Source organism: Amycolatopsis solani, assembly GCF_033441515.1.
Taxonomy (GTDB): domain Bacteria; phylum Actinomycetota; class Actinomycetes; order Mycobacteriales; family Pseudonocardiaceae; genus Amycolatopsis; species Amycolatopsis solani.
Genome location: NZ_JAWQJT010000003.1, coordinates 2,043,745 through 2,068,525 on the forward strand (window position 1 = coordinate 2,043,745; position 24,781 = coordinate 2,068,525).

25 protein-coding genes are annotated in these 24,781 nt (G+C 71.8%); 12 read left to right on the forward strand and 13 right to left on the reverse strand.

All coding sequences use genetic code 11. From position 1 onward, the window contains the following. Positions 1 to 24 precede the first annotated feature (24 nt). The 6 genes from SD460_RS42130 (at position 25) to SD460_RS42155 (ending at position 6,059) form a co-directional block, all read left to right on the forward strand. Positions 25 to 1,077 carry a sensor histidine kinase gene (locus SD460_RS42130; protein ID WP_290052262.1) on the forward strand — a complete coding sequence of 351 codons (1,053 nt, stop codon included), beginning with the start codon at positions 25 to 27 and terminating at the stop codon, positions 1,075 to 1,077. After that, positions 1,074 to 1,829, forward strand: coding sequence for a LytR/AlgR family response regulator transcription factor (locus SD460_RS42135; protein ID WP_290052261.1), 756 nt, complete (start codon positions 1,074 to 1,076; stop codon positions 1,827 to 1,829). Before SD460_RS42130 ends, SD460_RS42135 begins: the two co-directional genes overlap by 4 nt. Continuing rightward, the gene (locus SD460_RS42140) at positions 1,826 to 2,176 is read left to right on the forward strand and encodes a hypothetical protein (RefSeq protein ID WP_290052259.1); all 351 of its coding nucleotides are present in this window, start codon (positions 1,826 to 1,828) and stop codon (positions 2,174 to 2,176) included. The genes SD460_RS42135 and SD460_RS42140 overlap by 4 nt, the downstream gene beginning before the upstream one ends. Positions 2,177 to 2,306: 130 nt before the next feature. Further along, on the forward strand, positions 2,307 to 4,031 hold the full coding sequence (locus SD460_RS42145; RefSeq protein WP_318307606.1) for a sodium/solute symporter: 1,725 nt from the start codon (positions 2,307 to 2,309) through the stop codon (positions 4,029 to 4,031). Between the two features lie 70 nt (positions 4,032 to 4,101). Next, positions 4,102 to 4,452: a DUF485 domain-containing protein gene (locus tag SD460_RS42150; protein WP_125305655.1), complete on the forward strand. Its 351-nt coding sequence runs from the start codon at positions 4,102 to 4,104 to the stop codon at positions 4,450 to 4,452. After that, positions 4,449 to 6,059, forward strand: coding sequence for a monocarboxylic acid transporter (locus tag SD460_RS42155; protein ID WP_290061725.1), 1,611 nt, complete (start codon positions 4,449 to 4,451; stop codon positions 6,057 to 6,059). Before SD460_RS42150 ends, SD460_RS42155 begins: the two co-directional genes overlap by 4 nt. 62 nt (positions 6,060 to 6,121) lie before the next feature. Here SD460_RS42155 and SD460_RS42160 read toward each other — a convergent pair whose 3' ends face one another. Further along, positions 6,122 to 6,859: an isocitrate lyase/PEP mutase family protein gene (locus SD460_RS42160; protein ID WP_290061724.1), complete on the reverse strand. Its 738-nt coding sequence runs from the start codon at positions 6,857 to 6,859 to the stop codon at positions 6,122 to 6,124. Then, entirely contained in the window at positions 6,856 to 7,317 is a 462-nt protein-coding gene (locus SD460_RS42165) for a carboxymuconolactone decarboxylase family protein (protein WP_290061722.1), read from the reverse strand. The genes SD460_RS42160 and SD460_RS42165 overlap by 4 nt, the downstream gene beginning before the upstream one ends. A gap of 46 nt (positions 7,318 to 7,363) precedes the next feature. On the opposite strand from SD460_RS42165, the gene pdxR reads away from it, so the two are divergent. Further along, positions 7,364 to 8,734 carry a MocR-like pyridoxine biosynthesis transcription factor PdxR gene (pdxR, locus tag SD460_RS42170; RefSeq protein ID WP_290061721.1) on the forward strand — a complete coding sequence of 457 codons (1,371 nt, stop codon included), beginning with the start codon at positions 7,364 to 7,366 and terminating at the stop codon, positions 8,732 to 8,734. A 338-nt stretch (positions 8,735 to 9,072) separates the two neighbouring features. Here the strand turns inward: pdxR and SD460_RS42175 are convergent, their stop codons facing one another. The 3 genes from SD460_RS42175 to SD460_RS42185 all read right to left on the reverse strand — a co-directional run bounded on the left by SD460_RS42175 (position 9,073) and on the right by SD460_RS42185 (position 12,530). Continuing rightward, on the reverse strand, positions 9,073 to 9,798 hold the full coding sequence (locus SD460_RS42175) for a peptidylprolyl isomerase (RefSeq protein ID WP_290061719.1): 726 nt from the start codon (positions 9,796 to 9,798) through the stop codon (positions 9,073 to 9,075). 578 nt (positions 9,799 to 10,376) lie between these two features. Further along, positions 10,377 to 11,342 (reverse strand): methylmalonyl Co-A mutase-associated GTPase MeaB, encoded by a 966-nt coding sequence (meaB, locus tag SD460_RS42180; protein ID WP_290061718.1) that lies wholly within the window; start codon positions 11,340 to 11,342, stop codon positions 10,377 to 10,379. After that, complete coding sequence (locus SD460_RS42185) at positions 11,343 to 12,530, reverse strand: acetyl-CoA C-acetyltransferase (protein ID WP_290061717.1); 1,188 nt, start codon at positions 12,528 to 12,530, stop codon at positions 11,343 to 11,345. Positions 12,531 to 12,667: 137 nt separating this feature from the next. Here SD460_RS42185 and mce point away from each other — a divergent pair, with 137 nt between their 5' ends. Then, positions 12,668 to 13,123: a methylmalonyl-CoA epimerase gene (mce, locus tag SD460_RS42190; protein WP_290061715.1), complete on the forward strand. Its 456-nt coding sequence runs from the start codon at positions 12,668 to 12,670 to the stop codon at positions 13,121 to 13,123. Positions 13,124 to 13,528: 405 nt separating this feature from the next. Here the strand turns inward: mce and SD460_RS42195 are convergent, their stop codons facing one another. Together SD460_RS42195 and SD460_RS42200 are read right to left on the reverse strand one after the other, a co-directional pair. Further along, positions 13,529 to 14,101 carry a TetR/AcrR family transcriptional regulator gene (locus tag SD460_RS42195; RefSeq protein WP_290058306.1) on the reverse strand — a complete coding sequence of 191 codons (573 nt, stop codon included), beginning with the start codon at positions 14,099 to 14,101 and terminating at the stop codon, positions 13,529 to 13,531. A gap of 17 nt (positions 14,102 to 14,118) precedes the next feature. Then, positions 14,119 to 14,487 (reverse strand): SPW repeat domain-containing protein, encoded by a 369-nt coding sequence (locus tag SD460_RS42200; protein WP_290058305.1) that lies wholly within the window; start codon positions 14,485 to 14,487, stop codon positions 14,119 to 14,121. 197 nt (positions 14,488 to 14,684) lie between these two features. On the opposite strand from SD460_RS42200, the gene ccrA reads away from it, so the two are divergent. The 4 genes from ccrA (at position 14,685) to SD460_RS42220 (ending at position 19,049) form a co-directional block, all read left to right on the forward strand. Further along, positions 14,685 to 16,025 (forward strand): crotonyl-CoA carboxylase/reductase, encoded by a 1,341-nt coding sequence (ccrA, locus tag SD460_RS42205; protein WP_290058304.1) that lies wholly within the window; start codon positions 14,685 to 14,687, stop codon positions 16,023 to 16,025. A 138-nt stretch (positions 16,026 to 16,163) separates the two neighbouring features. Further along, a complete protein-coding gene (locus SD460_RS42210) occupies positions 16,164 to 17,369 on the forward strand; it encodes a coiled-coil domain-containing protein (RefSeq protein WP_318307607.1) in 1,206 nt (401 codons plus the stop codon). A gap of 93 nt (positions 17,370 to 17,462) precedes the next feature. After that, positions 17,463 to 17,915, forward strand: coding sequence for a universal stress protein (locus SD460_RS42215; protein ID WP_290058302.1), 453 nt, complete (start codon positions 17,463 to 17,465; stop codon positions 17,913 to 17,915). A 3-nt stretch (positions 17,916 to 17,918) separates the two neighbouring features. After that, a complete protein-coding gene (locus SD460_RS42220) occupies positions 17,919 to 19,049 on the forward strand; it encodes an adenylate/guanylate cyclase domain-containing protein (RefSeq protein WP_290058301.1) in 1,131 nt (376 codons plus the stop codon). Here the strand turns inward: SD460_RS42220 and paaE are convergent, their stop codons facing one another. Genes paaE through paaZ form a run of 6 tightly spaced genes read right to left on the reverse strand, consistent with a single transcriptional unit; the run spans position 19,050 to position 24,683 of the window. Further along, positions 19,050 to 20,135, reverse strand: a complete 1,086-nt coding sequence (gene paaE, locus SD460_RS42225; RefSeq protein ID WP_438860652.1) for a 1,2-phenylacetyl-CoA epoxidase subunit PaaE — start codon at positions 20,133 to 20,135, stop codon at positions 19,050 to 19,052. It lies immediately after the preceding gene. Next, the gene (gene paaD / locus SD460_RS42230) at positions 20,101 to 20,589 is read right to left on the reverse strand and encodes a 1,2-phenylacetyl-CoA epoxidase subunit PaaD (protein WP_290058298.1); all 489 of its coding nucleotides are present in this window, start codon (positions 20,587 to 20,589) and stop codon (positions 20,101 to 20,103) included. The genes paaE and paaD overlap by 35 nt, the downstream gene beginning before the upstream one ends. Then, a complete protein-coding gene (paaC, locus tag SD460_RS42235; protein WP_290058297.1) occupies positions 20,583 to 21,440 on the reverse strand; it encodes a 1,2-phenylacetyl-CoA epoxidase subunit PaaC in 858 nt (285 codons plus the stop codon). Before paaC ends, paaD begins: the two co-directional genes overlap by 7 nt. Then, positions 21,437 to 21,721 (reverse strand): 1,2-phenylacetyl-CoA epoxidase subunit PaaB, encoded by a 285-nt coding sequence (paaB, locus tag SD460_RS42240; RefSeq protein WP_247025279.1) that lies wholly within the window; start codon positions 21,719 to 21,721, stop codon positions 21,437 to 21,439. The genes paaC and paaB overlap by 4 nt, the downstream gene beginning before the upstream one ends. Further along, a complete protein-coding gene (paaA, locus tag SD460_RS42245) occupies positions 21,718 to 22,659 on the reverse strand; it encodes a 1,2-phenylacetyl-CoA epoxidase subunit PaaA (protein ID WP_290058296.1) in 942 nt (313 codons plus the stop codon). Before paaA ends, paaB begins: the two co-directional genes overlap by 4 nt. Beyond that, a complete protein-coding gene (paaZ, locus tag SD460_RS42250) occupies positions 22,656 to 24,683 on the reverse strand; it encodes a phenylacetic acid degradation bifunctional protein PaaZ (protein WP_318307608.1) in 2,028 nt (675 codons plus the stop codon). Before paaZ ends, paaA begins: the two co-directional genes overlap by 4 nt. Positions 24,684 to 24,781 lie beyond the last annotated feature (98 nt).

The window sequence follows — 24,781 nt, forward strand, 5'->3', positions numbered from 1 at the left end:
ACACCGCTGCCGAGGGGAGGCCCGATGACCGTGCACCTGCGCCCGGCGTCCCGTGCCGACCCGCTGCCGGTGCTGGCCGCCGCCCGCCGGATCACCGACGACCTGCGCGACGGCCTCTCCGGCACCCGCGCGCGCCGTGCCGCGCACGGGCTGCGGCGGCTCTTCGGCTTCCCCGGGCTCGGTCTCACCGACCTGTCCGGTTCGCTGCTGTGGTCGGGACGGCCCGGGCCCGACGCGGTCGTCGCGACGGTGCTCGACGGCGTGCTGCACACCGAGGAACCCGGCTCCGCACCGGACGTCCTGGTGCTGCCGCTGCACGTCCGCGACGAACTCGCCGGCGCGCTGCTGGTGGTCGGCGACGTCCGGGACGCGGTCGCGGCCCAGGCTGCCGACCTGGTCGTCCAGGCGCTGGAGCGCGGCCGGCTGGAGGCGTCGGCGGAACAGGCGGCGCAGGCCGAACTGCGGGCGCTGCGGGCGGAAATGTCGCCGCACTTCGTCTACAACGCGCTGACGGTGATCGCGTCGCTGGTGCGGTCGGACCCCGACCGCGCCCGCGACCTGATGCTGGACTTCGCCGACTACACCCGTTACAGCCTGGCGCGTCACGGCGAGTACACGGTGGTGGCCGAGGAGTTCCGCGCGATCGAGACGTACCTGGCGCTGCAGCGCGCGGTGCTCGGCGAACGGCTGCGCGTCCAGGTGCGGGTGGCGCCGGAGATCCTCGCCGTCGCGGTGCCGTACCTGGTGCTGGAACCGTTGGTGGAGAACGCGATCCGGCACGGCATCGAGCCGCGGTCGGGCACCGGCCTCGTCCAGGTGCACGGCCAGGCGGAAGGGAACGACTGCGTGATCTTCGTCGAGGACGACGGCGTCGGCATGGACCCGAAGCGCGCGGCCGACCTGCTCGCCGGCCGCGTCGGCGACGACGACCCGGCCGGCCTCGGACTGGCCAATGTGGACAGAAGACTGCGGGACGTCTACGGCGCTTGGTACGGGCTGACGGTGGAAACCGAGGTGGGCGCGGGCACGCGGGTGATCGTGCGGGTGCCGCGGTTCCAGCCGGGGGTGCTGCCGTGACCTCGCTTCGCGTACTCGCGGTCGACGACTTGCCGCCCGCGCTGGACGAGCTGTGCACGTTGCTGCGTGAAGCTCCCGAAGTCGGCGAAGTCGTCGGCGCGGGCGACGCGCTGAAGGCGTTGAAGCTGCTTCAGGCGGACAGGTTCGACGCGGTGTTCCTCGACATCTCGATGCCGGGTCTCGACGGCCTCGAACTGGCGTCCTTGCTGGCCCGGCTGAGCGAGCCGCCGGTGATCGTGTTCGTCACGGCCCACGACGGCCACGCAGTGGCGGCGTACGGCATCGGCGCCGTGGACTACCTGCTGAAGCCGGTCCGCGCCGAACGCCTTTCGGCGGCGCTGGCGAAGGTGCTGCGGATGGCGACGCCGTCTTCGCGCTCGACACCGGACGCGATGGCCGCGCTACCGGTCGAGTCCGGCGGCCGCACGAGGTACGTCCGCCGCGACGACGTGCTGTTCGTGGAGGCCCACGGCGACTACGTCCGGCTGCACACCCGCGGCGGCGTGCACCTGGTGCGGATGCCGATTTCGCGGCTCGAGGAGTACTGGGAGGGAACGGGGTTCAGCCGGGTGCACCGCGGCTTCCTGCTGGCGGTGGGCGCGGTCCTGGAGCTGCGCAGCGACTCGGCGGGCGGCCTGCTGGCGCACACGGAGGCCGGCGACGTCCCGGTGAGCCGGCGCCACGCACGGGATCTGAGGGACCGGCTTCTGGAGGCCGCGCAACGCGGGCAGCTCGGACCGGGTCCGCGATGAGCAAGATCCGCCGGGTCGCCGTGACCAGCCCGCAGACCCGCCTCGCCCACGCCCGCCGCCGGTCCCGCCACCGCTGGCGCCAGACCCGCCTCCCCGTCGGCGACACCCAGCGCGCCACCACCCTCTACCGCGCCCAGCGCCGCCGCGGCCTGCCCGCCCTCGTCCTGATGTTCGCCCTGCTGCTCGGCCTCCCCGGCGTCTTCGCGCTCTTCCCCGGCCTCGACACCGTGCGCCTGCTCGGCATCCCCCTCTCCTGGCTCCTGCTCGCCGTCTTCCCCTACCCGGCGATGGCCCTCTTGGCCCGCTGGCAGTTGCGCCGCGCCGAGCGCCTCGAGGACGACCGATGACCCGCGACTTCCCCCGGCCCCGAGCGCCCCAATGTGGCGTTGGTTGCGTCCAGCGCACCCAATGTGGCGTTCGGTGCGTCCAGCGCACCGAACGCCACATTGGGGCGCTTGCGACCGCCGGAGCGCGCTAGTGGGCATCGCCCTCGCCGTCGCCCCCGTCGTCCTCGTGACGCTGCTCATCGGCGTGCGCGGGGTCGCCGCGATGCGCACGACGTCCGACTTCCTGGTCGCGTCCCGCCGGATCTCGCCGCTGGTCAACTCGGCCGCCGTCTCGGGCGAATACCTGAGCGCGGCGAGCTTCCTCGGCGTCGCGGGGCTCGTGGTCAAGGACGGCATCGGCGCCCTCTGGTACCCGGTCGGCTTCACCGCCGGCTACATCGCGATGCTCGTGCTCGTCGCCGCCCCGATGCGGCGCTCGGGCGCGCTGACCGTGCCGGACTTCGCCGAAGCGCGGCTCAACTCCCCCGCGCTGCGCCGGCTCACCGCCGTCGTGGTCCTCGTGATCGGCACGATCTACGTCGTCCCGCAGTTCCGTACCGCCGGGCTGGTGCTCACCGCGGTCGGCGGCACGCCGTACTGGGTCGGCGTGGTCCTGGCCGGCGCCGCGGTCAGCGTCACGCTCGCGCTCGGCGGGATGCGCGCGGCGACGTACGTCCAGGCGTTCCAGTTCGTCCTCAAGCTGCTGCTGTTCCTCGTCCCGGCGATCTGGCTCGTCCTGCAGGCGGGCGCGGTCAACCGGACCGACGCGCTCAACCCCGTCGAGTTCACCCACTTCGCCCGCGAGACCCCGGTGCGCTTCGAAGTCGACGTCACCATGGAGATCCGCGAGCCGACCACCGTGCGCCGCAACGGCGTCGCCGAAACCCTGCCGCCGGGCGAATTCACCGCGCACAGCCAGGACGAGGTCGTGTTCGGCGCGGGCGCGGCGGTCCCGGCCGTCCGCGGCGGCGCCCCGCTCGGCGGCGCCGACTGGCAGCGGCCGCTGCTCGACCTCGGCGACGAGGGCTACCCGCTGCTCGGCACCTGGGCCGTGCTCGTCGCGACCATGCTCGGCACGATGGGCCTGCCGCACGTGCTCATGCGCTTCCACACCAGCCCGGACGGCCGCGCCGCGCGCCGCACCGCCGCGATCACGGTGGCACTGCTGGGAATCTTCTACCTCTTCCCCGGCGTCTACGGCGTCCTGGGCCGGGTGCTCGTGCCCGGGCTGTACCTGTCCGGCGCCACCGACACGGTGGTCGTCGCGCTGCCGTACCAAGTGGACAGTGGCTGGGCCGGCGGCCTCTTCACGGCGCTGCTGACCGCGGGCGCGTTCGCCGCGTTCCTGGCGACGTCGCTCGGCCTGCTGCTGGTGATGTCCGGCGCCATCGCGCACGACCTCGTGCCCGGCGGCCTGCGACGGCTGCGGATCGCCGTTTTCGGCGTCGCCGCGGCCATGGTGCTGCTGGCGCTGCGCTCGGCCGAGCTCGACGCCGGGGTGCTCGTCACGTGGGGCTTCACCGTGGCGGCGTCGACGTTCTGCCCGCTGCTCGTGCTCGGCATCTGGTGGCCGCGGCTGACCGCGGCGGGCGGCATCGCCGGGGTGCTGACCGGGCTCGTCTCGTCATCGGGCTCGATCTTGTTCGCCCTCGCCGGCCCGGATCTGCACGGCTGGGTGGCGATCTTGGTGCAGCAACCGGCACCCTGGTCGGTACCGCTGGCATTCGGCGCAATGGTGCTGGTCTCCTTGCGGGGCAGGCCACCCGCCTGGTCGACGGCGGCGATGCTCCGGTTGCACCTGGACGAACCCCGTTCGACCGGACCGCGCGACCGTTCGTCAACCGTTCGTCGTCTGGCCCGGCTGTTGAGCCGCTGAATCTTCACACGAGACTCACGCGTCCCTACGGTGTCGCACGTCACTTTCCGCAGCGTCGCGAGGAGCAGCGATGAGCACGACGGACACCGGCGGCGGCCCCCCGGAAACGTCAGAGACCGTCTGGGAGCACGCCCACGACAGCACCGAGTTCCGGGAGCTGCGCAGCCGCCTGCGCCGGTTCGTCTTCCCCATGACGGCGCTGTTCCTGGTCTGGTACCTGCTGTACGTGCTGCTCGCGGACTACGCCCACGGCTTCATGAGCACCAAGCTGGTCGGCAACATCAACGTCGGCCTGGTCTTCGGCCTGCTGCAGTTCGTCTCGACGTTCGTCATCACCGGGCTGTACGTCCGCTACGCCAACCGGAAGCTCGACCCGGTGGCCGAGAAGATCCGTGAGGACATCGAGAAGGAGCAGGCATGAACTTCGACCTTGCCGCGAGCGTCGAGGGCAGCAACCCGCTCCTCAACATCGGCATCTTCGCCCTCTTCGTGATCATCACGCTGGTGATCGTGTTCCGCGCCAGCCGCAACTCCAAGACGGCGTCGGACTACTACGCCGCCGGCCGTGCGTTCACCGGCCCGCAGAACGGCGTCGCGATCTCGGGTGACTACCTGTCGGCGGCGTCGTTCCTCGGCATCGCGGGCGCGATCGCGATCAACGGTTACGACGGCTTCCTCTACTCCATCGGCTTCCTCGTCGCGTGGCTCGTCGCGCTGCTGCTGGTCGCGGAACTGCTGCGCAACACCGGCAAGTTCACGATGGGCGACGTGCTCGCGTTCCGCATGAAGCAGCGCCCGGTGCGGGCCGCGGCCGCGACGTCGACGCTGGCCGTGTCGTTCTTCTACCTGCTGGCCCAGATGGCGGGCGCCGGCGGCCTCGTCGCGCTGCTGCTCGGCGTCGAAGGCTCCGGGGCGCAGGCGCTGGTCATCGCGGTCGTCGGCGTCATCATGATCGCCTACGTGCTGATCGGCGGCATGAAGGGCACCACCTGGGTCCAGATCATCAAGGCCGCGCTGCTGATCGTCGGCGCGCTCGCGATGACGCTCTGGGTGCTCGGCAAGTACGGCTTCAACTTCTCCAGCCTGCTGCAGGCCGCCGTCGACAAGGCGGGCAAGGCCGGCGAAACGCTGCTCGGCCCGGGCAAGCAGTACGGCACCAACGGAACGTCCAAACTGGACTTCCTGTCGCTCGGCATCGCCCTGGTGCTGGGGACGGCCGGCCTGCCGCACGTCCTGATGCGCTTCTACACCGTGCCGACCGCCCGCGACGCGCGTCGCTCGGTGGTCTGGGCGATCGTGCTGATCGGCGTGTTCTACCTGTTCACGCTGGTGCTCGGCTACGGCGCCGGCGCGCTGGTCGGGCCGGACGCGATCAAGAAGGCCCCGGGCGGGGTCAACTCGGCGGCCCCGCTGCTGGCGTTGGAGCTGGGCGGGCCGGTGCTGCTGGGCCTGATCTCCGCGGTCGCGTTCGCGACCATCCTCGCGGTGGTCGCCGGCCTGACGATCACGGCGTCGGCGTCCTTCGCGCACGACGTCTACGCGAACGTCGTCAAGCGGGGCAAGACCTCGCCGGACGCGGAGGTCAAGGTCGCTCGGATCACCGCGCTGGTGATCGGCGCACTCGCGATCGGCGGCGGCATCCTGGCCAACGGGCAGAACGTCGCCTTCCTGGTGGCGCTGGCCTTCGCGGTGGCGGCGTCGGCGAACCTGCCGACCATCCTGTACTCGCTGTTCTGGAAGCGGTTCAACACCCAGGGCGCGCTCTGGTCGATCTACGGTGGCCTGGCCATCACGATCGTGCTGATCGTCTTCTCGCCGGCGGTGTCGGGCAAGAGCACGTCGATGTTCAAGAACGCGGACTTCGCCTGGTTCCCGCTGAGTAACCCGGGCATCGTCTCGATCCCGTCCGCGTTCATCCTGGGCTGGCTGGGCACGGTCCTGTCCAAGGAGCACGACGAGAAGAAGTACGCCGAGATGGAGGTCCGGTCGCTGACCGGCGCGGGTGCCGAGAAGGCCGTCGCGCACTGACCCCCCGAGACACCGAAGGCCGTCGTGAGTCATCCTCGCGGCGGCCTTCGGCCATTCGGTCGTCAGTACGGCAGCTCGCCTTCGGCGACCCCGGCGAGCGTCGCTTCGAGCTGCTTCCGGACGTACTGCCACAGCCCGCCGCCGAGCGAAATCCTCGCCACCCCCAGCTCGGCGAGGCCTTCGAGGCCCGGGCTGCCCGGCCACGCGGGCGCGTTGACGGCGCCGCCGACCCCTCGCACGAACTCCGCGATCAGCTCGGGGGTGCGCAGGTGGATCGGGTAGACGCAGTCGGCGCCCGCGTCGAAGTAGGCCTTCGCCCGGGCGATCCCGGCGGCCAGCGCCTCCTTCGGGTCGACGCCGCGGAAGGAGTCGACGCGAGCGTTGATCACCAGGCCGTCGCCCGCCGCCTCGCGCAGGGCGGCGATCCGCTTCGCCTGTTCGGCGACCGGCCGCACCCCGCCGGTGGCGTGGTCGGTGTCCTCGAAGTTGCAGCCCACCGCGCCGGCGTCGGCCAGCCGTCCGGCCAGCTCGGCGCCGGACAGGCCGTACCCGGACTCGGCGTCGACGGTCACCGGCACACCGACCGCGTTGGCGATCCGCGCGGCGGCGGCGAACATCTCGTCCGCCGGCGCCTGCTCGCCGTCGGCGAACCCGAGCGCGGCCGCGACGGCGACCGAGCTCGTCGCGACGGCCGGGAACCCGGCGGCTTCGACGAGCCTGGCGGTGTCGGCGTCCCAGGCGTTCGGCAGCACGAGCGGCTTACCGGGGACGTGCAGCGCCCTGAGCGCCGCGGCGGTCACGAGTCCCGCTTCGGCAGCGGCGTGTGGCTGGTGATGGTCATCCGGTTCCAGCTGTTGATCGCGATGATCTCCCAGGCCACCGCGCGGTACTGGTCTTCGGTGAAGACCTTGATCGCCCGCTCGTAGACGTCGTCGGGCACGGTCTGCGTGGCGGAGAGCTTGGTCATCGCCTCGGTGAGGGCGAGGGCGGCCTGCTCCTGCTCGGTGAACAGGTCGGTCTCGCGCCAGCCGTCGAGGACGAACAGCCGCCGCGGCGACTCGCCCAGCTCCAGCGCGTCGCGGGAGTGCATGTCGAGGCAGAACGCGCAGCCGTTGAGCTGCGACGCGCGGGTCTTCACGAGTTCGAGCAGTTTCGGGTCGAGCCCGGCGTTGGCCCCGGCCTTGTTCACCTCGGCCTGGAGGTTCGCCATCGCCTGGTAGAGCTCGGGGGCGCCCCCGAGTCCGATTCGCTTGGTCATGGCGTTCACGCTAGCCCGAACTGGTCCACGGGTATGGTCCAGTGACATGGCAGTTCCGTGGTCCAGTTCCGGCCTCGACGTCCACCTCGACTGGCAGCCCTCGACCGGCCGAAGCGGCCTCGCGGCCGCGATCCGCACGGCCATCCGCGAGGGCCGCTGGCAACCGGACGCGGCGGTGCCTTCGACCCGGGCGCTGGCCCAGGACCTGGGCATCGCCCGCGGCACGGTCACGCGCGTGTACGCGGATCTGGCCGCCGAGGGCTACCTGCGCACGGCCCAGGGCGCCCCGACCCGCGTCGCGACGGCGGGTTCCCTCCCCCAGTCCGCCCCGCGCCAGGCACCGCGAGACCCGGCACCCCGCTGGGACCTGCGCCCGGGCCGCCCCGACCTGACGGCGTTCCCGCGTCAGGCCTGGATCACGGCGACCCGCCGAGCCCTGCTGCGCACCCCGGCGGCGGCGTTCGGCTACGAGTCGGAGCTGGGCGCGCCCGAGCTGCGCGACACCCTGGCGACCTACCTCGCCCGCGCCCGCGGGGTGGTGGCCGACCCGGCGCGGATCGTCGTGTGCCACGGGTATTCGCACGCCATCGCGGTGCTGTCCCGCGCCCTGTTCGGCTTGGGCGTGACGGAAGTGGCGTTCGAGAACCCGTCCCTGGGCATGTACCGCACGATCGCGACGGCCCAGGGCCCGCGGGTCGTGGGTGTCCCGGTCGACGAGCACGGCCTCGACGTGTCCGCTTTGGACAGTCCAGCGGTGGTCGTGACGGCGGCGCACCAGTACCCCACCGGCGTCACCCTCGCCCCGCACCGCCGAGCCGCGCTGACCCGCTCCGGCGCGTACGTCCTGGAGGACGACTACGACGGCGAGTTCAGGTTCGACCACCAGCAGGTCGGAGCACTGCAGGCCCTGGCGCCGGAGCGGGTGGTGTACGCGGGAACGGCGAGCAAGACCCTGGCCCCGGCCTTGCGCCTGGCCTGGCTGGTGCTGCCGAGATCACTGGTCGAGCCGGTCCGCGCCGCGATGGCCGACAGCGGTTCCCGCCCCGCGCTGCTGAACCAGCTGGCCCTGGCGGAGCTGATCGACTCGGGCGCGTACGACCAGCACGTCCGCCGCAGCCGAGCGGAGTACCGCACCCGCCGCACCCGGCTGCTGGCCGCGTTGCCGGACTCGGTCCGCCCCCAGGGCATCCCGGCGGGCCTGCACCTGCTGCTGATGCTCCCTTCGGACGGCCCGACGGAGACGCAGGCCCTGGCGGCCTGCCGCCGCCGCGCGATCGGCATCGAAGGCCTGGGCGGGTATTGGATGGACGAGAACCGCCCCGGGGGCTTGATCGTCGGGTATGCGGCCCCGGCGAAGCACGCCTTCGCCGGGGCGACGCAGACGTTGGTCGAGGCCCTGCACGAGATCACGAGCTGACCTCGCGCGGTTCTGCCGCCGCTCGGGCGGTTTGCCCATGCCGCTCAGGCACTTCGCCCACGCCACAAAGGCCCTGCCCCGCTGCCACGCCGCTCCAACCATGCAGCCCAAGGGCGCTACCCCGCTGCCCACATCACCCGGGCCTTGCCCGCTGCCACCGCAGCTCTGCCCATGCCGCGCAGGCACTTCGGCCACGCCGTTCGGGCACTTCGGCCACGCCGCCCAGCGGCCCTGCCCCGCCGCCGCTCAAGCGGCTTCGCCCATACCGCGCCCTCTTCCCCCGCCTGAAACCACTCCCCACGCGGGCCACCCCGGTCCGGATGGCCCGCGCCCACCCATCAGAACCAGCAGTCCGGCCGGACCCGCAGCAGCTCGGTCCGCAGCACCGGCGTCCCGTCGACCGGCGCGGGATCGTCCGCCGTCGGCTGGATCCCGCCGGCGGCCACCTTGTCCAAGGTCTTCAGCCCTTCGGCCCCGACCGTCCCGAACACGGTGTAGTTCGGCCGCAGCGCGGAATCGCCGTACACCACGAAGAACTGCGACCCGTTGGTGTCCGGCCCCGCGTTGGCCATCGCCAGCAACCCGCGCGCGTACACCCGGCGGGCACCGGTCGGATCGGTCGGCGCCGGCGGCAGGTCCACCGGCAGCTCGTCTTTGTACTTGTAGCCCGGCCCGCCTTCTCCGGTCGCGCTCGGGTCGCCGCACTGCAGGACCTTCAGCGTCGGGTAAGCGGTGAGCCGGTGGCAGACGGTGTGGTCGTAGAACCGGTGCCGCGCGAGGTGCAGGAAGCTCTGCACGGTGCACGGCGCCTTCGCCCGGTCGAGCTTCAGCGGCAGCGCACCCTGACTGGTCGGAACCGCCACGTCGACCTTGCCGTGACTCGGCGTCCACCGCGGATCGGGCGGCAACGGCACCGGCCGCGACGCCGGTTCGTCCGGCGTCTCCGTGTACTGGCACGGCCCGTGCGTCGTCTTCGGCGGCGGCGCATCGGCCGCGATGGCGACGCCGTTGCCCGCCGCGAACAACGCACCCACCGCCAGCGCGGTGACGAGTGTCTTCTTCATCCTGCACGCCCTCCCAGTGATCGCCCGCTTCCAGAGCGTCCCGCAGTCTAGGGCCCGGCACCGACAGGAATAACCGGCGAAAGTCGCCCGTGTCAGCCCATCGGGTGAACCCGGCCGCGGACCCCCGGAAATTGTCGGACCCCCGGCGCACGATGGTGATCACGCGGCGAACCCGTCGCACCGGAGGAGGGGAAGTCATGGAGTTCCGACGAAGAACCGTTGCGGTGACGAGGTTTCTGCTCGCACGCCTCACGTCGGCGGCGCACGCCCGCACTCACCGCACCCCGCCCGGCAACGCATCAGCTCCGCGAACGCGCGACCAGCCCAGCCCGCCCAGCAACGCATCAGCCCCGCGGATCCGCGACCAGCGCACCGCGCCCGGCAGCGCGCCGACTCCGCAAACGTGCGATCAGCGCAGCGCGTCAGCTCCGCGGATCCGCGATCACCACGCCCCACCCGGCAGCGCATCGACTCCGCGAACGCGCAATCAGCGCAGCGCGTCAGCCCCGCAGATCCGCGATCACCACGCCCCACCCGGCAGCGCGCCGACTCCGCAAACGTGCGATCAGCGCGGCGCGTCAGCCCCGCAGGTCCGCGATCAGCTCATCAGCGGCGGCGAACGGATCAATCTCCCGCGCCACCACCCGCTCGGCCACCTCGGCCAGCCGCCCGCCACCCCGCAGATCGGCCAGCTCGGCCCGCAACCGCCGCACCGCGATGGCCTCGACCTCGTCACGCGCGCGGGCCGCCCGGCGCCGGGCCAGCTCGTCGTGCGCGACCAGCCACTCGTGGTGCGAAGCCAGCGCCCGCACCACCTCGTCAACGCCCTCGCCCTTGGCCGCGACCGTCCGCACGATCGGCTGCCGCCAGCTCGCCCCCCGGATTTCCCGCCGGGCCAGCGAAATCATCTGCTTCAGGTCGTGCACCGTGGCGTCGGCGCCCTCGCGATCGGCCTTGTTCACGACGAAGACGTCGGCGATCTCGAGCACCCCGGCCTTCGCGGCCTGGATCCCGTCGCCCATCCCCGGCGCGAGCAGCACCACGGTGGTGTCGGCCAGCTTCACGACGTCCACTTCGGACTGCCCGACCCCCACGGTCTCGATCAGCACCACGTCGAAACCGGCGGCGTCGAGCACGCGCACCGCCTGCGGGGTCGCCCACGAGAGCCCGCCGAGGTGCCCGCGCGTGGCCATCGACCGGATGAACACGCCCGGGTCGGTGGCGTGCTCGGTCATCCGGATCCGATCGCCGAGCAGCGCGCCGCCCGAAAACGGCGAAGACGGGTCGATCGCGAGCACCCCGACCCGCTTGCCCTCCGCGCGAAACGCGGTGAGCAGCGCCGAAGTCGATGTCGACTTGCCGACGCCGGGCGGTCCGGTGAGCCCGACGACCCGGGCCCGCCCGGTGTGCGGGGTCAGCGCCCGCGCGATCTCGGCGACGCGGGGGTGGGCATCCTCGACGAGCGACAGCAGCCGCGCGACGGCACGGGGCTGCCCGTCCCGTGCGCGGCCGACCAGGTCGTCGAGGTCGAGGGAAGCGGCCACTTACGCGGACGGCACCCGCAGCAGCAGGGCGTCGCCCTGGCCGCCGCCACCGCACAGCGCGGCTGCGCCGAGGCCGCCGCCGCGGCGGCGCAGCTCGTGGATCAGGTGCACGGCGAGCCGGGCCCCGGAGGCGCCGATCGGGTGGCCGAGCGCGATCGCGCCACCGTTGACGTTGACTTTCTCCGCGTCGAGGCCGAGCTTCTCGGTCGAGACGAGCCCGACGGCGGCGAAGGCCTCGTTGATCTCGACGAGGTCGAGCGCGTCGGCGGTCAGCTTCTCCTTCGCCAGCGCGGCGAGGATGGCGTTCGACGGCTGCTCGTGCAGGCTCGCGTCCGGCCCGGCGACGACACCGTGCGCGCCGATCTCGGCGATCGGCGTGAGGCCGAGCTCCTCGGCCTTCGCCTTGCTGGCCACGATGACCGCGGCGGCGCCGTCGGAGATCTGCGAAGCCGAGCCCGCGGTGATGGTGCCGTCGGAAGCGAAGGCCGGGCGCAGCTTGGCAAGACCCTCGGCGGTGGTGTCGGCGCGGACGCCCTCGTCGGTGTCGAAGACGACCGGGTCGCCCTTGCGCTGCGGGATGGACACCGGCGCGATCTCGTCGGCGAAGTAGCCGTTCTTGATCGCTTCGGCGGCGCGCTGGTGCGAGCGGGCGGAGAACGCGTCCTGCTGCTCGCGGGTGACGCCGTAGCGGGAGTTGTACTTCTCCGTCGAGGCGCCCATGGCGACCTGGTCGAAGGCGCAGAAGAGACCGTCGTGGGCCATGTGGTCGACGAGCGCGGTGTCGCCGTACTTGAAGCCGCCGCGGGACTTGGGCAGCAGGTGCGGCGCCTGGGTCATCGACTCCTGGCCGCCCGCGACGACGAGGTCGAACTCGCCGGCCCGGATGAGCTGGTCGGCGAGCGCGATGGCGTCGAGGCCGGAGAGGCAGACCTTGTTGATGGTCAGCGCGGGCACGCTCATCGGGATACCCGCGGCGACCGCGGCCTGGCGGGCCGGGATCTGGCCGGCGCCGGCGGTCAGCACCTGGCCCATGATCGTGTACTGGACCGCGTCCGGGGAGACCCCGGCGCGTTCGAGGGCCGCTTTGATCGCGAACCCGCCCAGCTGGGCTCCCGTGAAGTCCTTGAGGGAGCCGAGCAGGCGCCCGATCGGCGTACGGGCGGCACCCAGGATCACGGAACCGGACACGGCGTCCTCCAAGCATCGGCGCATGGGCAGTTTCGCCGACCATACCCGGGAGGTGGGCTTCTTGATGGAGCCAGTGTGAGGCGGGGCACGCGACGATTCCGCCTCGGCGCCGTGGCGCGGGCCCCTATCCTGCCTCCATGAATGATGCCCTGCGGCCGTTCGTGACGGCCATCGACCACGTCGGCATCGCGGTCCCTGACCTGGACGCGGCCATCGAGTTCCACCGCGCGCACTTCGGCCTGGAGGTCGCGCACGAGGAGGTGAACGAGGAGCAGGGAGTGCGGGAGGCGATGCTGCGCGCGCCCGGCACCGCGGGCACGGAGACTCAGATCCAGCTGCTGGCCCCGCTGCGCGACGACTCGGCGATCGGCAAGTTCCTGGCCAAGAGCGGCCCGGGCCTGCAGCAGCTGGCGTACCGCGTGTCCGATGTGGACGCGGCGGCGGCGGCCCTGCGCGAGCAGGGTCTGCGCCTGCTCTACGAGGCGGCCAAGCGGGGAACGTCCAACAGCCGGGTGAACTTCGTCCACCCGAAGGACGCGGGCGGCGTCCTGGTGGAACTGGTCGAGCCGGCAAAGGACGGCAACGCGCACTGAACCCGTTCCGGCATAACAACTCCGGCCCGCCCGGCCCGCGCCCGGATGACAACCGGCCGGGCCCGGGTAGGTCCGCGCGTGCGGGCGACGGCGAGGCGCGACTTGGCGACCAGGCGCGCCCGCGCCTGCAGGCCACGGCCGCGCGGGGTCCAGGCGGGTCCGCGCGTGCAGGTGGCGGCCGAGCGGCCCAGGCGGGTCCGCGTGGGCGGCAGCCAGGCAGATCCGGGCGCGCGCCCGGCGGCTCCGGCGCGGCAGCGCGTGCGGGTGGCGGCCGGGCGGGCCCGGGCAGGTGGAACGGCCGGCGCGGGGCCGCCGCGGGACCGGGGCGGGGACGGGGCGGGCCCGCACGTCCGCGCCCGAACCCCGCGAGCGCCCGAACCCCGCAAGCGCGCGAACCCGCGACCCCTAAGCCGGCGCCGCCTTCGAAGCCAGGGCGTCGGCGATGAAGGTCAGCTCGCCGTCGAACTCGGCGGGGAGGTCGTCGTCCGAGTGGCGGGCCGTGGCGTGGCGGTGGCTGACCGCGCGGGCCAGCAGGCCTGACGCGCGGTCGACGTCGGCGGTCGGGAGGCCGCCGCCAGTTGCCGCCAGGATTACCGCGCGGACCTGGCGGACCAGGATTTGGAAGCGGTCGTGGAGGGCGTCGCGGACGACGTGGTGGGTGTCGGCCTCGCGCCACAGCAGGTGCGACAGCCCCAGTGACCGGCTGAAGCGGTGGTCGAGTTCGCGGACGAGCCGCCGGAGGCTGCCTGCCAGGTCGCCGGGGACGACGACCACGGCCGGCTCGATGCGCTCGTCGGGCAGGCGCGCGACCAGCGCCGTGAGCAGGTCCGACTTGTGCCGGAAGTAATAGTGGACCAGCCCCTTCGGCACCCCGGCCCGCTCGGCTATCCGCGAGGTCGGGGTGGCGTCGAAGCCGGACTCGGCGAAGAGCGCCTCGGCGGCGCAGAGGATGCGCTCCTTCGCCGAATCCTCGGTCATTCGTGCCTCCTACAGCGTCAGTGCTGACCGGCCGTGCGGTGCGCGGCGGTCGCGACCGGCATCGCTGCCGCGCCGGCGATCACCGTCAGCACCCCGGCGATCCAGGACGTCCAGGAAGCGCCGTTGAACTCGGTGTACCCCATCACCCACGGCGCGATGAACAGCAGTACGCCGAGCGCGATCTGGATGCCTTCGCCGTAGACCATGCCCGGCATGGCCAGCGAGACCAAGCCGTCGAGTGCGATCAAGGCGCCCAGGACGACCATCGTCCACATCGCGGTCGAGTCCGTGCTCAGCCAAAGGGGTGAAAGAGCGGCGACCACCCCGATGACGACCTCGGCCCAATCGTGCGGCCGGGCCCATGCGCGCGTAGAGACTTCACTCATTCGTGCTCACCTCCGTCGGTGAAACTGCTGGTCGGGTGGGTGTACCCACCGCCGATGATCCGCTTGACTGGCCAACCGGTCAAGATAGGCCGGTCACAGTTCGGCGTGTAATCGTGCTGTCCGTCTCGTACAGTTGTGTCCGCGAGTTACCGGCGAGTAATTTCTGCCGCCAACGCCGTTGACCCCGGAGGAAATCAATGACGCAGCTCGGCGAGATCCAGCAGGCCATCCTGAACGGCGAGTCCGCCGCGCTCGGCTCGTTGCCCGTGCCCGAGAGCTATCGCGGGGTGACCGTGCACGCGAGCGAGGTCGACATGTTCGAGGGCCTCGAGAGCCGCGACAAGGACCCGCGCAAGTCGCTGCACGTCGACGAGGTCGCCGTGCCCGAGCTGGGCCCCGGTGAGGCGCTGGTCGCGGTGATGGCGAGCGCGATCAACTACAACACCGTGTGGACGTCGATCTTCGAGCCGATCCCCACGTTCAAGTTCCTGAAGAAGTACGGCAAGCTCTCGCCGCTGGCCAAGCGGCACGACCTGCCCTACCACGTCGTCGGCTCGGACCTGTCCGGTGTCGTGCTGCGCACCGGCGTCGGCGTGCACAACTGGAAGCCGGGCGACGAGGTGGTCGCGCACTGCCTGAACGTCGAGCTCGAGAGCCCGGACGGGCACAACGACACGATGCTCGACACCGAGCAGCGGATCTGGGGCTTCGAGACGAACTTCGGCGGCCTCGCCGAGATCGCGCTGGTCAAGGCCAACCAGCTGATGCCGAAGCCGGACCACCTGACCTGGGAGGAAGCCGCCTCCCCCGGGCTGGTCAACTCGACCGCCTACCGGCAGCTCGTCTCGCGCAACGGCGCGGACATGAAGCAGGGCGACGTCGTCCTGATCTGGGGTGCTTCGGGCGGCCTCGGCTCCTACGCGACGCAGTACGCGCTGAACGGTGGCGCCATCCCGGTGTGCGTCGTGTCCAGCCCGGAGAAGGCCGCCATCTGCCGGAAGCTCGGCGCCGAGCTGATCATCGACCGCAGCGCCGAGGACTACAAGTTCTGGAAGAGCGACACCGAGCAGGACCCGAAGGAATGGCAGCGCTTCGGCGCGAAGATCCGCGAGCTGACCGGCGGCGACGACCCGGACATCGTGTTCGAGCACCCGGGCCGGGAAACCTTCGGCGCGTCCGTCTACGCCGCGCGCAAGGGCGGGACGATTGTCACCTGCGCGTCGACGTCGGGGTACATGCACCAGTACGACAACCGCTACCTCTGGATGAACCTGAAGCGGATCATCGGCTCCCACTTCGCGAACTACCGCGAGTCGTGGGAGGCGAACCGGCTGATCGCGAAGGGGCTGATCCACCCGACGCTGTCCAAGACCTACTCGCTCGAAGAGACCGGGCAGGCCGCGCTGGACGTGCACCGCAACGCGCACCAGGGCAAGGTCGGCGTGCTCGCGCTCGCGCCGCAGGAGGGCCTCGGCGTCCGGGACGAAGAGAAGCGCGCGAAGCACATCGACGGGATCAACGCCTTCCGCGGCGCCTGAAACCGGCCGTACGCAGGCGATCCCGGGCCGGGGGTCGCCTGCGTGCGGCAAGATCCTCTCGCCGCACCACGCCGCTCGTTCGGCGCACCGCACGGGTGCTCACCCTTCCGTGACCCGGCTGCGACTACGGTAGGCCCCATGAGCCTTGGCGATGAACGGGAGCTTGTGCCGCTGGGAGCCGGCTTCGACGTGGCGAAGCGCGGGTACAGCCGAGCACAGGTCGACGAGCACCTCGAACGGCTGGACGCCGACCTGAAGATGCTCACCGCGGACCGGGACGCCGCCATCGCGCAGGCCGGCGACTTGGCGCGCCAGCTGGAGATCGCGCGCGGCGAGATCGCGGACCTGCGCGGGCAGGTCGACCGGCTCGCCCAGCCGCCGACGAGCGTCGAAGGCCTCTCCGAACGACTTCAGCGGATGCTGCGCCTGGCGCAGGACGAGTCCGCCGACACGCGCGCCCGCGCCGAGGCCGAAGCCGGCCACATCCGGGCCAAGGCCGAGACGGACGCGAGCGCCATGCGCGCCCGCTACGAGCAGCTGCTCACCGAGCTCGACCTGCGGCGCAAGGAGATGGAGGCGGAGCACCGCAAGGTGCTCGAGGACGCCCGCGCGCAGGCCAAGGACATCACCGACAAGGCCGAGGCGGAGCGCAAGCGGCTCGACACCGAGTCGCAGGACCGCCGCACCAAGGTCGAAGAAGACTTCGAGATCGCGATGGCGGCGCGGCGCACCGAGGCGATGCGGGTGCTGGCCGAGCAGGAGGCGGCGAGCAAGGCCGAAGCCGCGCGGCGCGTCCAGGAAGCCACGCAGGACGCCGCCGACATCCGCGCGAAGATCATCGAAGAGGAGAAGGCCACCAAGGCCGACATCGACCGCCGTCAGCGGGAGTCGGTCGCGGAGGCCAACAAGCGCCGCCAGGACTCGATCACCGAGGCGAACGCCCGGCTCGCGGAGGCCGCCGACGAGGCGCGCCGCCGCGTGACGACGGCGACCGACGAGTCGAACCGGCGGATCACCCAGGCCAACGAGCGGGTCGACGCGCTGCGCAAGGTCCGCGGCGGGCTGGCCGAGCAGGTCCGCGCGGCGCGCGCCGTGCTGGCCGAGGCGCACACCGTCCTCGGCGACGAGATCAAGGTGCCCGCGGACGTCACGGCCGACCTGAAGGCGTCCGACCTCAAGCCGGAGAAGCCGGTGGCCGACACCGAGAAGACGACGCCGGTGAGCGACGTCGAGGAAACCATCCGGATCAAGGCGTCCGACGTGCCGAAGCCCAAGCAGGCCCCCAAGCCGGCTCCCAAGCCGACTCCGCGGGCAAGCGGAGCGCAGAAAGCGACTGGCGAGTAACCTTCCACGGGACACGGGCGCGGACGAGCCTGCGCGGTCGCTGCCGACCGGTTATCGTCCCTGCTCACGCGGGATCACGTGGAGGTTTTGCGCATGGGTGCGGCATATCGGACCGTGGTGGTGGGCACGGACGGCTCGGAGTCCTCGTTCGCGGCGGTGGACCGCGCGGCGGCGGTGGCCGGCGACGCGGGCGCCACGCTCGTCATCGCGTGTGCGTTCTACCCGGCCAGTCAATCCGACGTCGACAAGGCCCAGGACGCCCTCGGTGACGAGGCGTACCAGGTCGTCGGCTCGGCCCCGGCCGAAGACACCCTGCAGTCGGCGCGGGACCGCGCGACCAAGGCGGGCGCGCAGAAGATCGACACGGTCGCCGTCAAGGGCGACCCGGTCGACTCGCTGCGCAAGGTGGTCAAGGAGCGCGAGGCCGACCTGCTGGTCGTCGGCAACCGCGGGCTGAACACGATCGCCGGCCGGATCCTGGGCTCGGTGCCGTCCGAGGTGGCCCGCAAGTCCGGCGTGGACGTGCTGATCGTCCACACGACCTGAGCCGTGACCGACCCGAGCGAGGAGCTTCAGCAGCGGCTCGAACGCGTCCTGCTCGGCGGCAGGCGGAAGTACACCCGGCTCGAAGTGGCCGAAAAAGCCGGCGTGCCCGAAGAACGGTCACGCCGGCTCTGGCGCGCGCTGGGCTTCGCGACGGTCCGCGACGACGAGGTCGTCTTCACCGACGCGGACGTCGAAGCCATGCGGACGGCGGACCAGCTGGTCCAGTCGGGGCTGATCGACCCGAGCATCGAGGTGTCGGTGACGCGCGCACTCGGGCAGCACCTGTCGCGGCTGGCCGAGTGGCAGGTCGACATGCTGTGGGAGCTGATCCGGGAGCAGCCGGAGCTGGGCCGCAGCGAGCGCCAGGTGACCCGCCTGGTCGACCGGCTGCTGCCGGAGCTGGAGCGGGTCCAGAACTTCGTCTGGCGCCGCCACCTGGCGGCCTACGCCGGGCGCGCGTTCGCGACGGCGGGCGACAACGTCGAGGCGCGCACGCAGGTCGTCGGGTTCGTGGACATGGTGGGTTACACGCGGCTGACCCGCCAGATCGACGAGGAAGAGCTGAGCCGGGTCCTCGACGCGTTCGAGACGCTGGCCACCGAGGTGATCGCCGAGCACCACGGCCGCGTGGTGAAGATGATCGGCGACGAAGTCCTGTTCGTCGCGGACTCGGCGGTCGACGCGGCGGAGATCGCACTGGCCCTGACCGAGCGCACGTCGGCGGACGACAGCCTCCCGGCGGTCCGCGCGGGCATGGCCTCGGGCCGCATCCTCTCCCGCTTCGGCGACGTCTACGGCTCCGTGGTCAACCTGGCGGCCCGCCTGACGTCGGTGGCCCGCCCGGGCACGATCCTGGTCGACCGTGAACTGGCTTCGGAGCTCGCGGACGAGAAGGCGTACGAACTCCGCGTCCGCCGCCCGGTGACGGTCCGCGGCTACAACCGCCTCCGCCCCGCCGCGCTGCGCCGGTCGACCGAGACCCCGACGGGCATGTTCGCCAGCTCCCAGCAACTGGCGGCGGAGATGCTGGGGCTGACCGACCCCAGCACCCGGGAAGCGGCGCCCGAGGAGCCCGCCCCCGAGGACCGGGTGACCGAGCCGAAGCCCCGCCGCCGCCGTCGCCGGGCCCGCTGATCAGGCGTCGAAGTCGACGGTGAGCTCCTCCGAGACCGGGTACGACTGGCACGTCAGGACGAAGCCCGCCGCCACCTCGGCCTCCTCCAGCGCGAAGTTGCGGCGCAGGTCCACCTTGCCGTCCGTCACGCGGGCCCGGCACGTGCCGCACACGCCGCCCTTGCAGGCGAAGGGGAGGTCGGGGCGGAACTTCTGGGCGCCGTCCAGCACCGATGTCGTTCGCGGCAGTGTCATCGTCGACGAGCGGCCGTCCAGGACCACCCGGACCTCCGAAGACTCCCCCGCCACCGACGGGTCCTCGTGCGTCACCGGTGAAGGGGGCGTGTCGACGTAGAACAGCTCCTGGTGGATCCGCGCGCGCGGCACGTCCATGGAGGCCAGCAGTTCCTGTGCGCCCGTCACCATCTCGAACGGGCCGCACAGCCACCAGTGGTCCACAGTGGACACCGGGATCAGCGACGAGAACAGGGAACGCAGCTTCGGCACGTCCAGGCGCCCGGTGAACAGCTCCGCCTCGCGCGGCTCGCGCGAGAGCACGTGGATCAGCTCCAGCCGGGCCGGGGCGCGGTCCTTCAGGTCCGCCAGCTCGTCCGCGAACATCACCGTGTCCGTGCGGCGGTTGCCGTACAGGACCGTCACCGTCGCGTCCGGGGTGTCCAGCAACGAGGCCACGATCGAGAGGACCGGGGTGATGCCCGAGCCCGCCGCGATCAGGACGTGGTGGCCGCCCGCCGCCAGGTCGGGGGTGAACGAGCCGGCGGGCGTGGCCACGTCGATCGTGTCGCCCGCGCGGACCTCGTTCACCAGCCACGACGAGAACAGACCGTCCGGGACCAGGCGGACGCCGACCCGGGGGGCCGTGCCCGCCGCCGCGCAGATCGAATACGACCGGCGCTCGTCGCGGCCGTCCACCGAGCGGCGCAAGGTCAGCGACTGCCCCGGTTTGAACGCGAATTCGGCGGACAGCGACTGAGGCACGTCGAACGTCACGGCGACCGCGTCGTCGCACAACCGCGTGACACCCGCGACCTTCAGGGGATGGAACGCCACCTCAGATCTCCTTGACGTGCTCGAACGGCTCGGCACACGAACGGCAGCGCCGCAGCGCCTTGCACGCCGTCGCGCCGAAGCGGGACTGTTCCTCCGTGTCGCCGGATCCGCACAGCGGACAGGTGACCCGCGCGGCCGGAGCCGACAGCGTCAGCGGGATCGGGCCCGAGCGCCGCGGCGCCGCACCCGGGGGCGCGATGCCCGCCTCGGCCAGCTTGCGGCGGCCCGCCGGCGAAATCCAGTCCGACGTCCACGCCGGCGCCAGCTGCGTCCGGATCTCGACGTCCGCGAAACCCGCCGACAGCAACGCGTGCTCCAGGTCGTCGCGCATGGTGTCCATCGCCGGGCAGCCGGTGTACGTCGGCGTGATCGCCACGACCACCCGGCCGTCCTCCTCGGCCACCGAGCGCAGGACGCCCAGGTCCGCCAGGGTCAGCATCGGCAGTTCGGGGTCGGTGACCGTCGCAGCCACCGCCGACGCGGTCACCACTTCGCGTCCGGCATCGCCCGGGCCACGCTCTGCAGCTCCGCCAGCAGGAACCCCATCTCCTCGGTGTGGACGCCGTCGCGGCCCGTGCGGCCCGAGACGCCGGCCAGTTCACCGGCGGCAGGCACCACGAGCGTCGCCGCGGAAAGGGCCTGCGCCACGACGTCGTCGAACTCCGGCCGCAGCGAAGCCGCGTCCACCAGCTCGAGCGGGTGCGTGCGGAACAGTTCCCCGACGTACGGCCAGACCGCGTCGAGGCCCTCCTGCATCCGCTCGTGCGACAACGGCGTCCCGTCGCCGAGGCGGACGAGCCACTGCGCCGCGTAGTCGCGGTGGTAGGTCAGCTCCTTGACGCCCTTGTCCGCGATCGCGGCCAGCACCGGGTCCACCGACGACACCAGCCGCTGCAGCAGCGCCAGCCGCCACGTCGAGAACACGAACAGCCGCGCGATCAGGTGCCCGAAGTGGCCGCCGCCCAGCTCGGCGAGCCGGACGTTGCGGAACTCGTTTTCGGCGCGCAGGAAGGCGAACGAGTCTTCGGTACGCGAAGACCCGTCGGCCTTGCCGGCCCGCGCGAGCAGCAGCCGCGCCTGGCCGAGCAGGTCGAGGCCGATGTTCGCGATGGCCACCTCGTCCTCCAGCTCGGGCGCGTTGGTGCACCACTCCTGCAGCCGGTGGGAGAAGATCAGTGCGTCGTCGCCCAGCATCAGGCAGTACGCCGCCAGCGCGGCACCGTCCACCCCGGACGGCACCGAGGTGTCCACTCCGGACAGCGGGTCCTCGAAGCCGGTGCCGAACGCCCAGCGGGCGTCGTTCTCCTCGGTCAGCGACTCGTAGACGTTGTCGAAACTCATATGTGCGGCACCTCCTCGGGGATGTCGTAGAACGTCGGGTGCCGGTAGACCTTGTCGCCGCTCGGCGCGAAGAACGGGTCCTTCTCGTCCGGCGACGACGCCGTGATGTCCGCCGCGCGGACGACCCAGATCGACACGCCTTCGTTGCGGCGGGTGTAGAGGTCACGCGCGTGGTGCAGCGCCATCTCGTCGTCGGCCGCGTGCAGCGAGCCGACGTGCACGTGGTTCAGCCCGCGCTTGCCCCGGACGAACACCTCGTACAACGGCCAGTCGTGCTTCATCGCGAACCCTTCTTCTCAGCGTGCGCCACCGCGGCTTCGCGGACCCAGGCGCCGTCTTCGTGCGCGCGACGCCGGTGCGCGATCCGCGACGCGTTGCACGGGCCGTTGCCCTTCAGCACGTTCTTGAACTCGTCCCAGTCGACCGCGCCGAAGTCGTAGTGCCCCCGGTCGGGGTTCCACTTGAGATCGGGATCCGGGAAGGTCACGCCGAGCGCCTCGGCCTGCGGCACCGACATGTCGACGAACCGCTGCCGCAGCTCGTCGTTGGTGTGCCGCTTGACCTTCCACGCCATCGACTGCGCGGTGTTCGGCGAATCGGCGTCCGGCGGGCCGAACATCATCAGCGACGGCCACCACCAGCGGTTCACGGCCTCCTGGACCATCTCCCGCTGCTGGTCCGTCCCGCGCATCATCGTCATCAGCAGCTCGTAGCCCTGCCGCTGGTGGAACGACTCTTCCTTGCAGATCCGGATCATCGCCCGCGCGTACGGCCCGTAGGACGACCGGCAGAGCGGCACCTGGTTGCAGATCGCCGCACCGTCGACCAGCCAGCCGATCACGCCGACGTCGGCGAAGGTCAGCGTCGGGTAGTTGAAGATCGACGAGTACTTCTGCCGGCCGGTGATCAGCTTGTCGGTCAGGTCCGCGCGGTCGGCGCCCAGCGTCGCCGCCGCGGAGTACAGGTAGAGGCCGTGGCCGGCCTCGTCCTGGACCTTGGCCAGCAGGATCGCCTTGCGCCGCAACGACGGCGCGCGCGTGATCCAGTTGCCCTCGGGCTGCATGCCGATGATCTCCGAGTGCGCGTGCTGCGCGATCTGCCGGATCATCGTCTTGCGGTAGCCCTCGGGCACCCAGTCGCGCGGCTCGATCCGCTGGTCGCGCTCGATCGTCGCCTCGAAGAGCTCCTCGAGTTCGGTCTCGGGCAAGGTGGCGGTCACGGCTGCTCCTTCGAAACCAGCGTCAGGACGTCGTACTTCGCGACGGACTCGCCGTCGGCGTTGGTCACGTCGGCGTCCCAGCGGACCTCGCCGTACTCCTGGTCGATCCGCGGGGTGATCTGCTTGGCGGTGAGCGTCACGGTCAGCGAGTCGCCGACCTTGACCGGCGTCAGGAACCGCAGGTTCTCCAGGCCGTAGTTGGCCAGCACCGGGCCCGGCTCGGGCGAGACGAACAGGCCCGCCGCGAACGAGACGACCAGGTAGCCGTGCGCGACGATGCCGCCGAACAGCGGGTTCGCGGCCGCGGCCGCGGGATCGGTGTGGGCGTAGAACGTGTCGCCGGTGAACTCGGCGAAGTGATCGACGTCGGACTGGCTGACGGTGCGCGGCCCGGCGGTCACCGAGTCGCCGATGCGCAGCTCGGCCAGTGACTTCCGGAACGGGTGGACGTCGCCCTCGGTCCGCGGCGCGCCGGTGACCCAGCGGCCGGTCACCGCGGACAGCACCGCGGGCGAGCCCTGGACCGCCGTGCGCTGCATGTGGTGCAGCACGCCGCGGATGCCGCCCATCTCCTCGCCGCCACCGGCGCGGCCGGGACCGCCGTGGACCAGCTGCGGCATCGGCGAGCCGTGCCCGGTGGATTCCTTCGCGTCCTCGGCGTCCAGGACGAGCAGGCGGCCGTGGAACGGCGCCGCGCCGAGGACGACGTCGCGCACGAACTCCTTGTCGGCGGACACGATCGAGCCCGCCAGGCTGCCGCCGCCGCGCGCGGCGAAGTCGACGACCTGCTCGGTGGACGTGTACGGCATCAGCGTCGAGACCGGGCCGAACGCCTCGACCTCGTGCGGTTCCGAGCGCTCCGGGTCGGCCTTGAGCAGCACCGGGGAAATGAACGCGCCGCGCTCGGCGTCCGCGTCGACCACGGAGACGTTTTCCGGGTCGCCGAACACGACGCTGCCGGCGTCCAGCAGCGCCTTCAGCGACCGCCGGACCTCCTCGCGCTGCTCCAGGCTGGCCAGCGCCCCCATCCGGACACCCTCGGCGGTGGGGTTGCCGACGGTCACCTTCGCGAGCCGCGCGGAGGCCGCCTCGGCGACGTCGTCCAGCAGCGAAGCCGGGACGAACGCGCGGCGGATGGCGGTGCACTTCTGGCCCGCCTTGACCGTCATCTCGGTGGTCAGCTGCTTGACGAACAGGTCGAACTCGGTCGTCCCCTTCACGGCGTCCGGGCCGAGGATCGAGCAGTTCAGCGAGTCGGCCTCGGCGTTGAAGCGGACGGCGTTGCGGATGATCGCCGGGTGCGCCCGCAGCTTCTGCGCGGTCGACGCCGAGCCGGTGAAGGACACCAGGTCCTGCGCGGTCACGTGGTCGAGCAGGTCGCCGACGCTGCCCGCGACGAACTGCAGCGAGCCCTCGGGCAGGATCCCGGACTCGACGATCAGCTCGACGAGCCGCGCGGTGAGGTACGCCGTCGAGCTGGCCGGCTTGACCAGGCTCGGGACGCCGGCGAGGAAGGCGGGCGCGAACTTCTCCAGCGGCCCCCACACCGGGAAGTTGAACGCGTTGATCTGGACGGCGACGCCCCGCAGCGGCGTCGCGATGTGCTGGGCGACGAACGTGCCGCCCTTGCTCAGGGGTTCGACGGCGCCCTCGACGTAGACGGTGTCGTTCGGCAGCTCGCGCTTGCCCTTCGAGCCGTAGCTGAAGAGGACGCCGATGCCGCCGTCGATGTCGAACTTCGAGTCGCCCAGCGTGGCGCCAGTGCGCGCGGAGAGCGCGTACAGCTCTTCGCGGTGCTCACGCAGGTGCGAGGCCAGCGCCTTCAGCAGGGCCGCACGCTGGTGGAACGTCAGCTCGCGCAGCGCCGGGCCACCGACCCGGCGGCCGTACTCCAGCGCGCCCGCGAAGTCGACGCCCTTCGACGAGATGCGGGCGACCTCCTCGCCCGTGGCCGCGTCGTGCAGCGGGACGCCGTCGTCCGCCGTGTGCCACTTCCCGGAGACGTAGCTGCGCAGCACTGCCATCAGGTCCCGACCTCCACCGAATTACCTACCGGACGTTCAGTTATTTGCATGGTAGCCGCCGGGCCCCGAGATCGGAAGGGGTGGACGCTTGACACCGG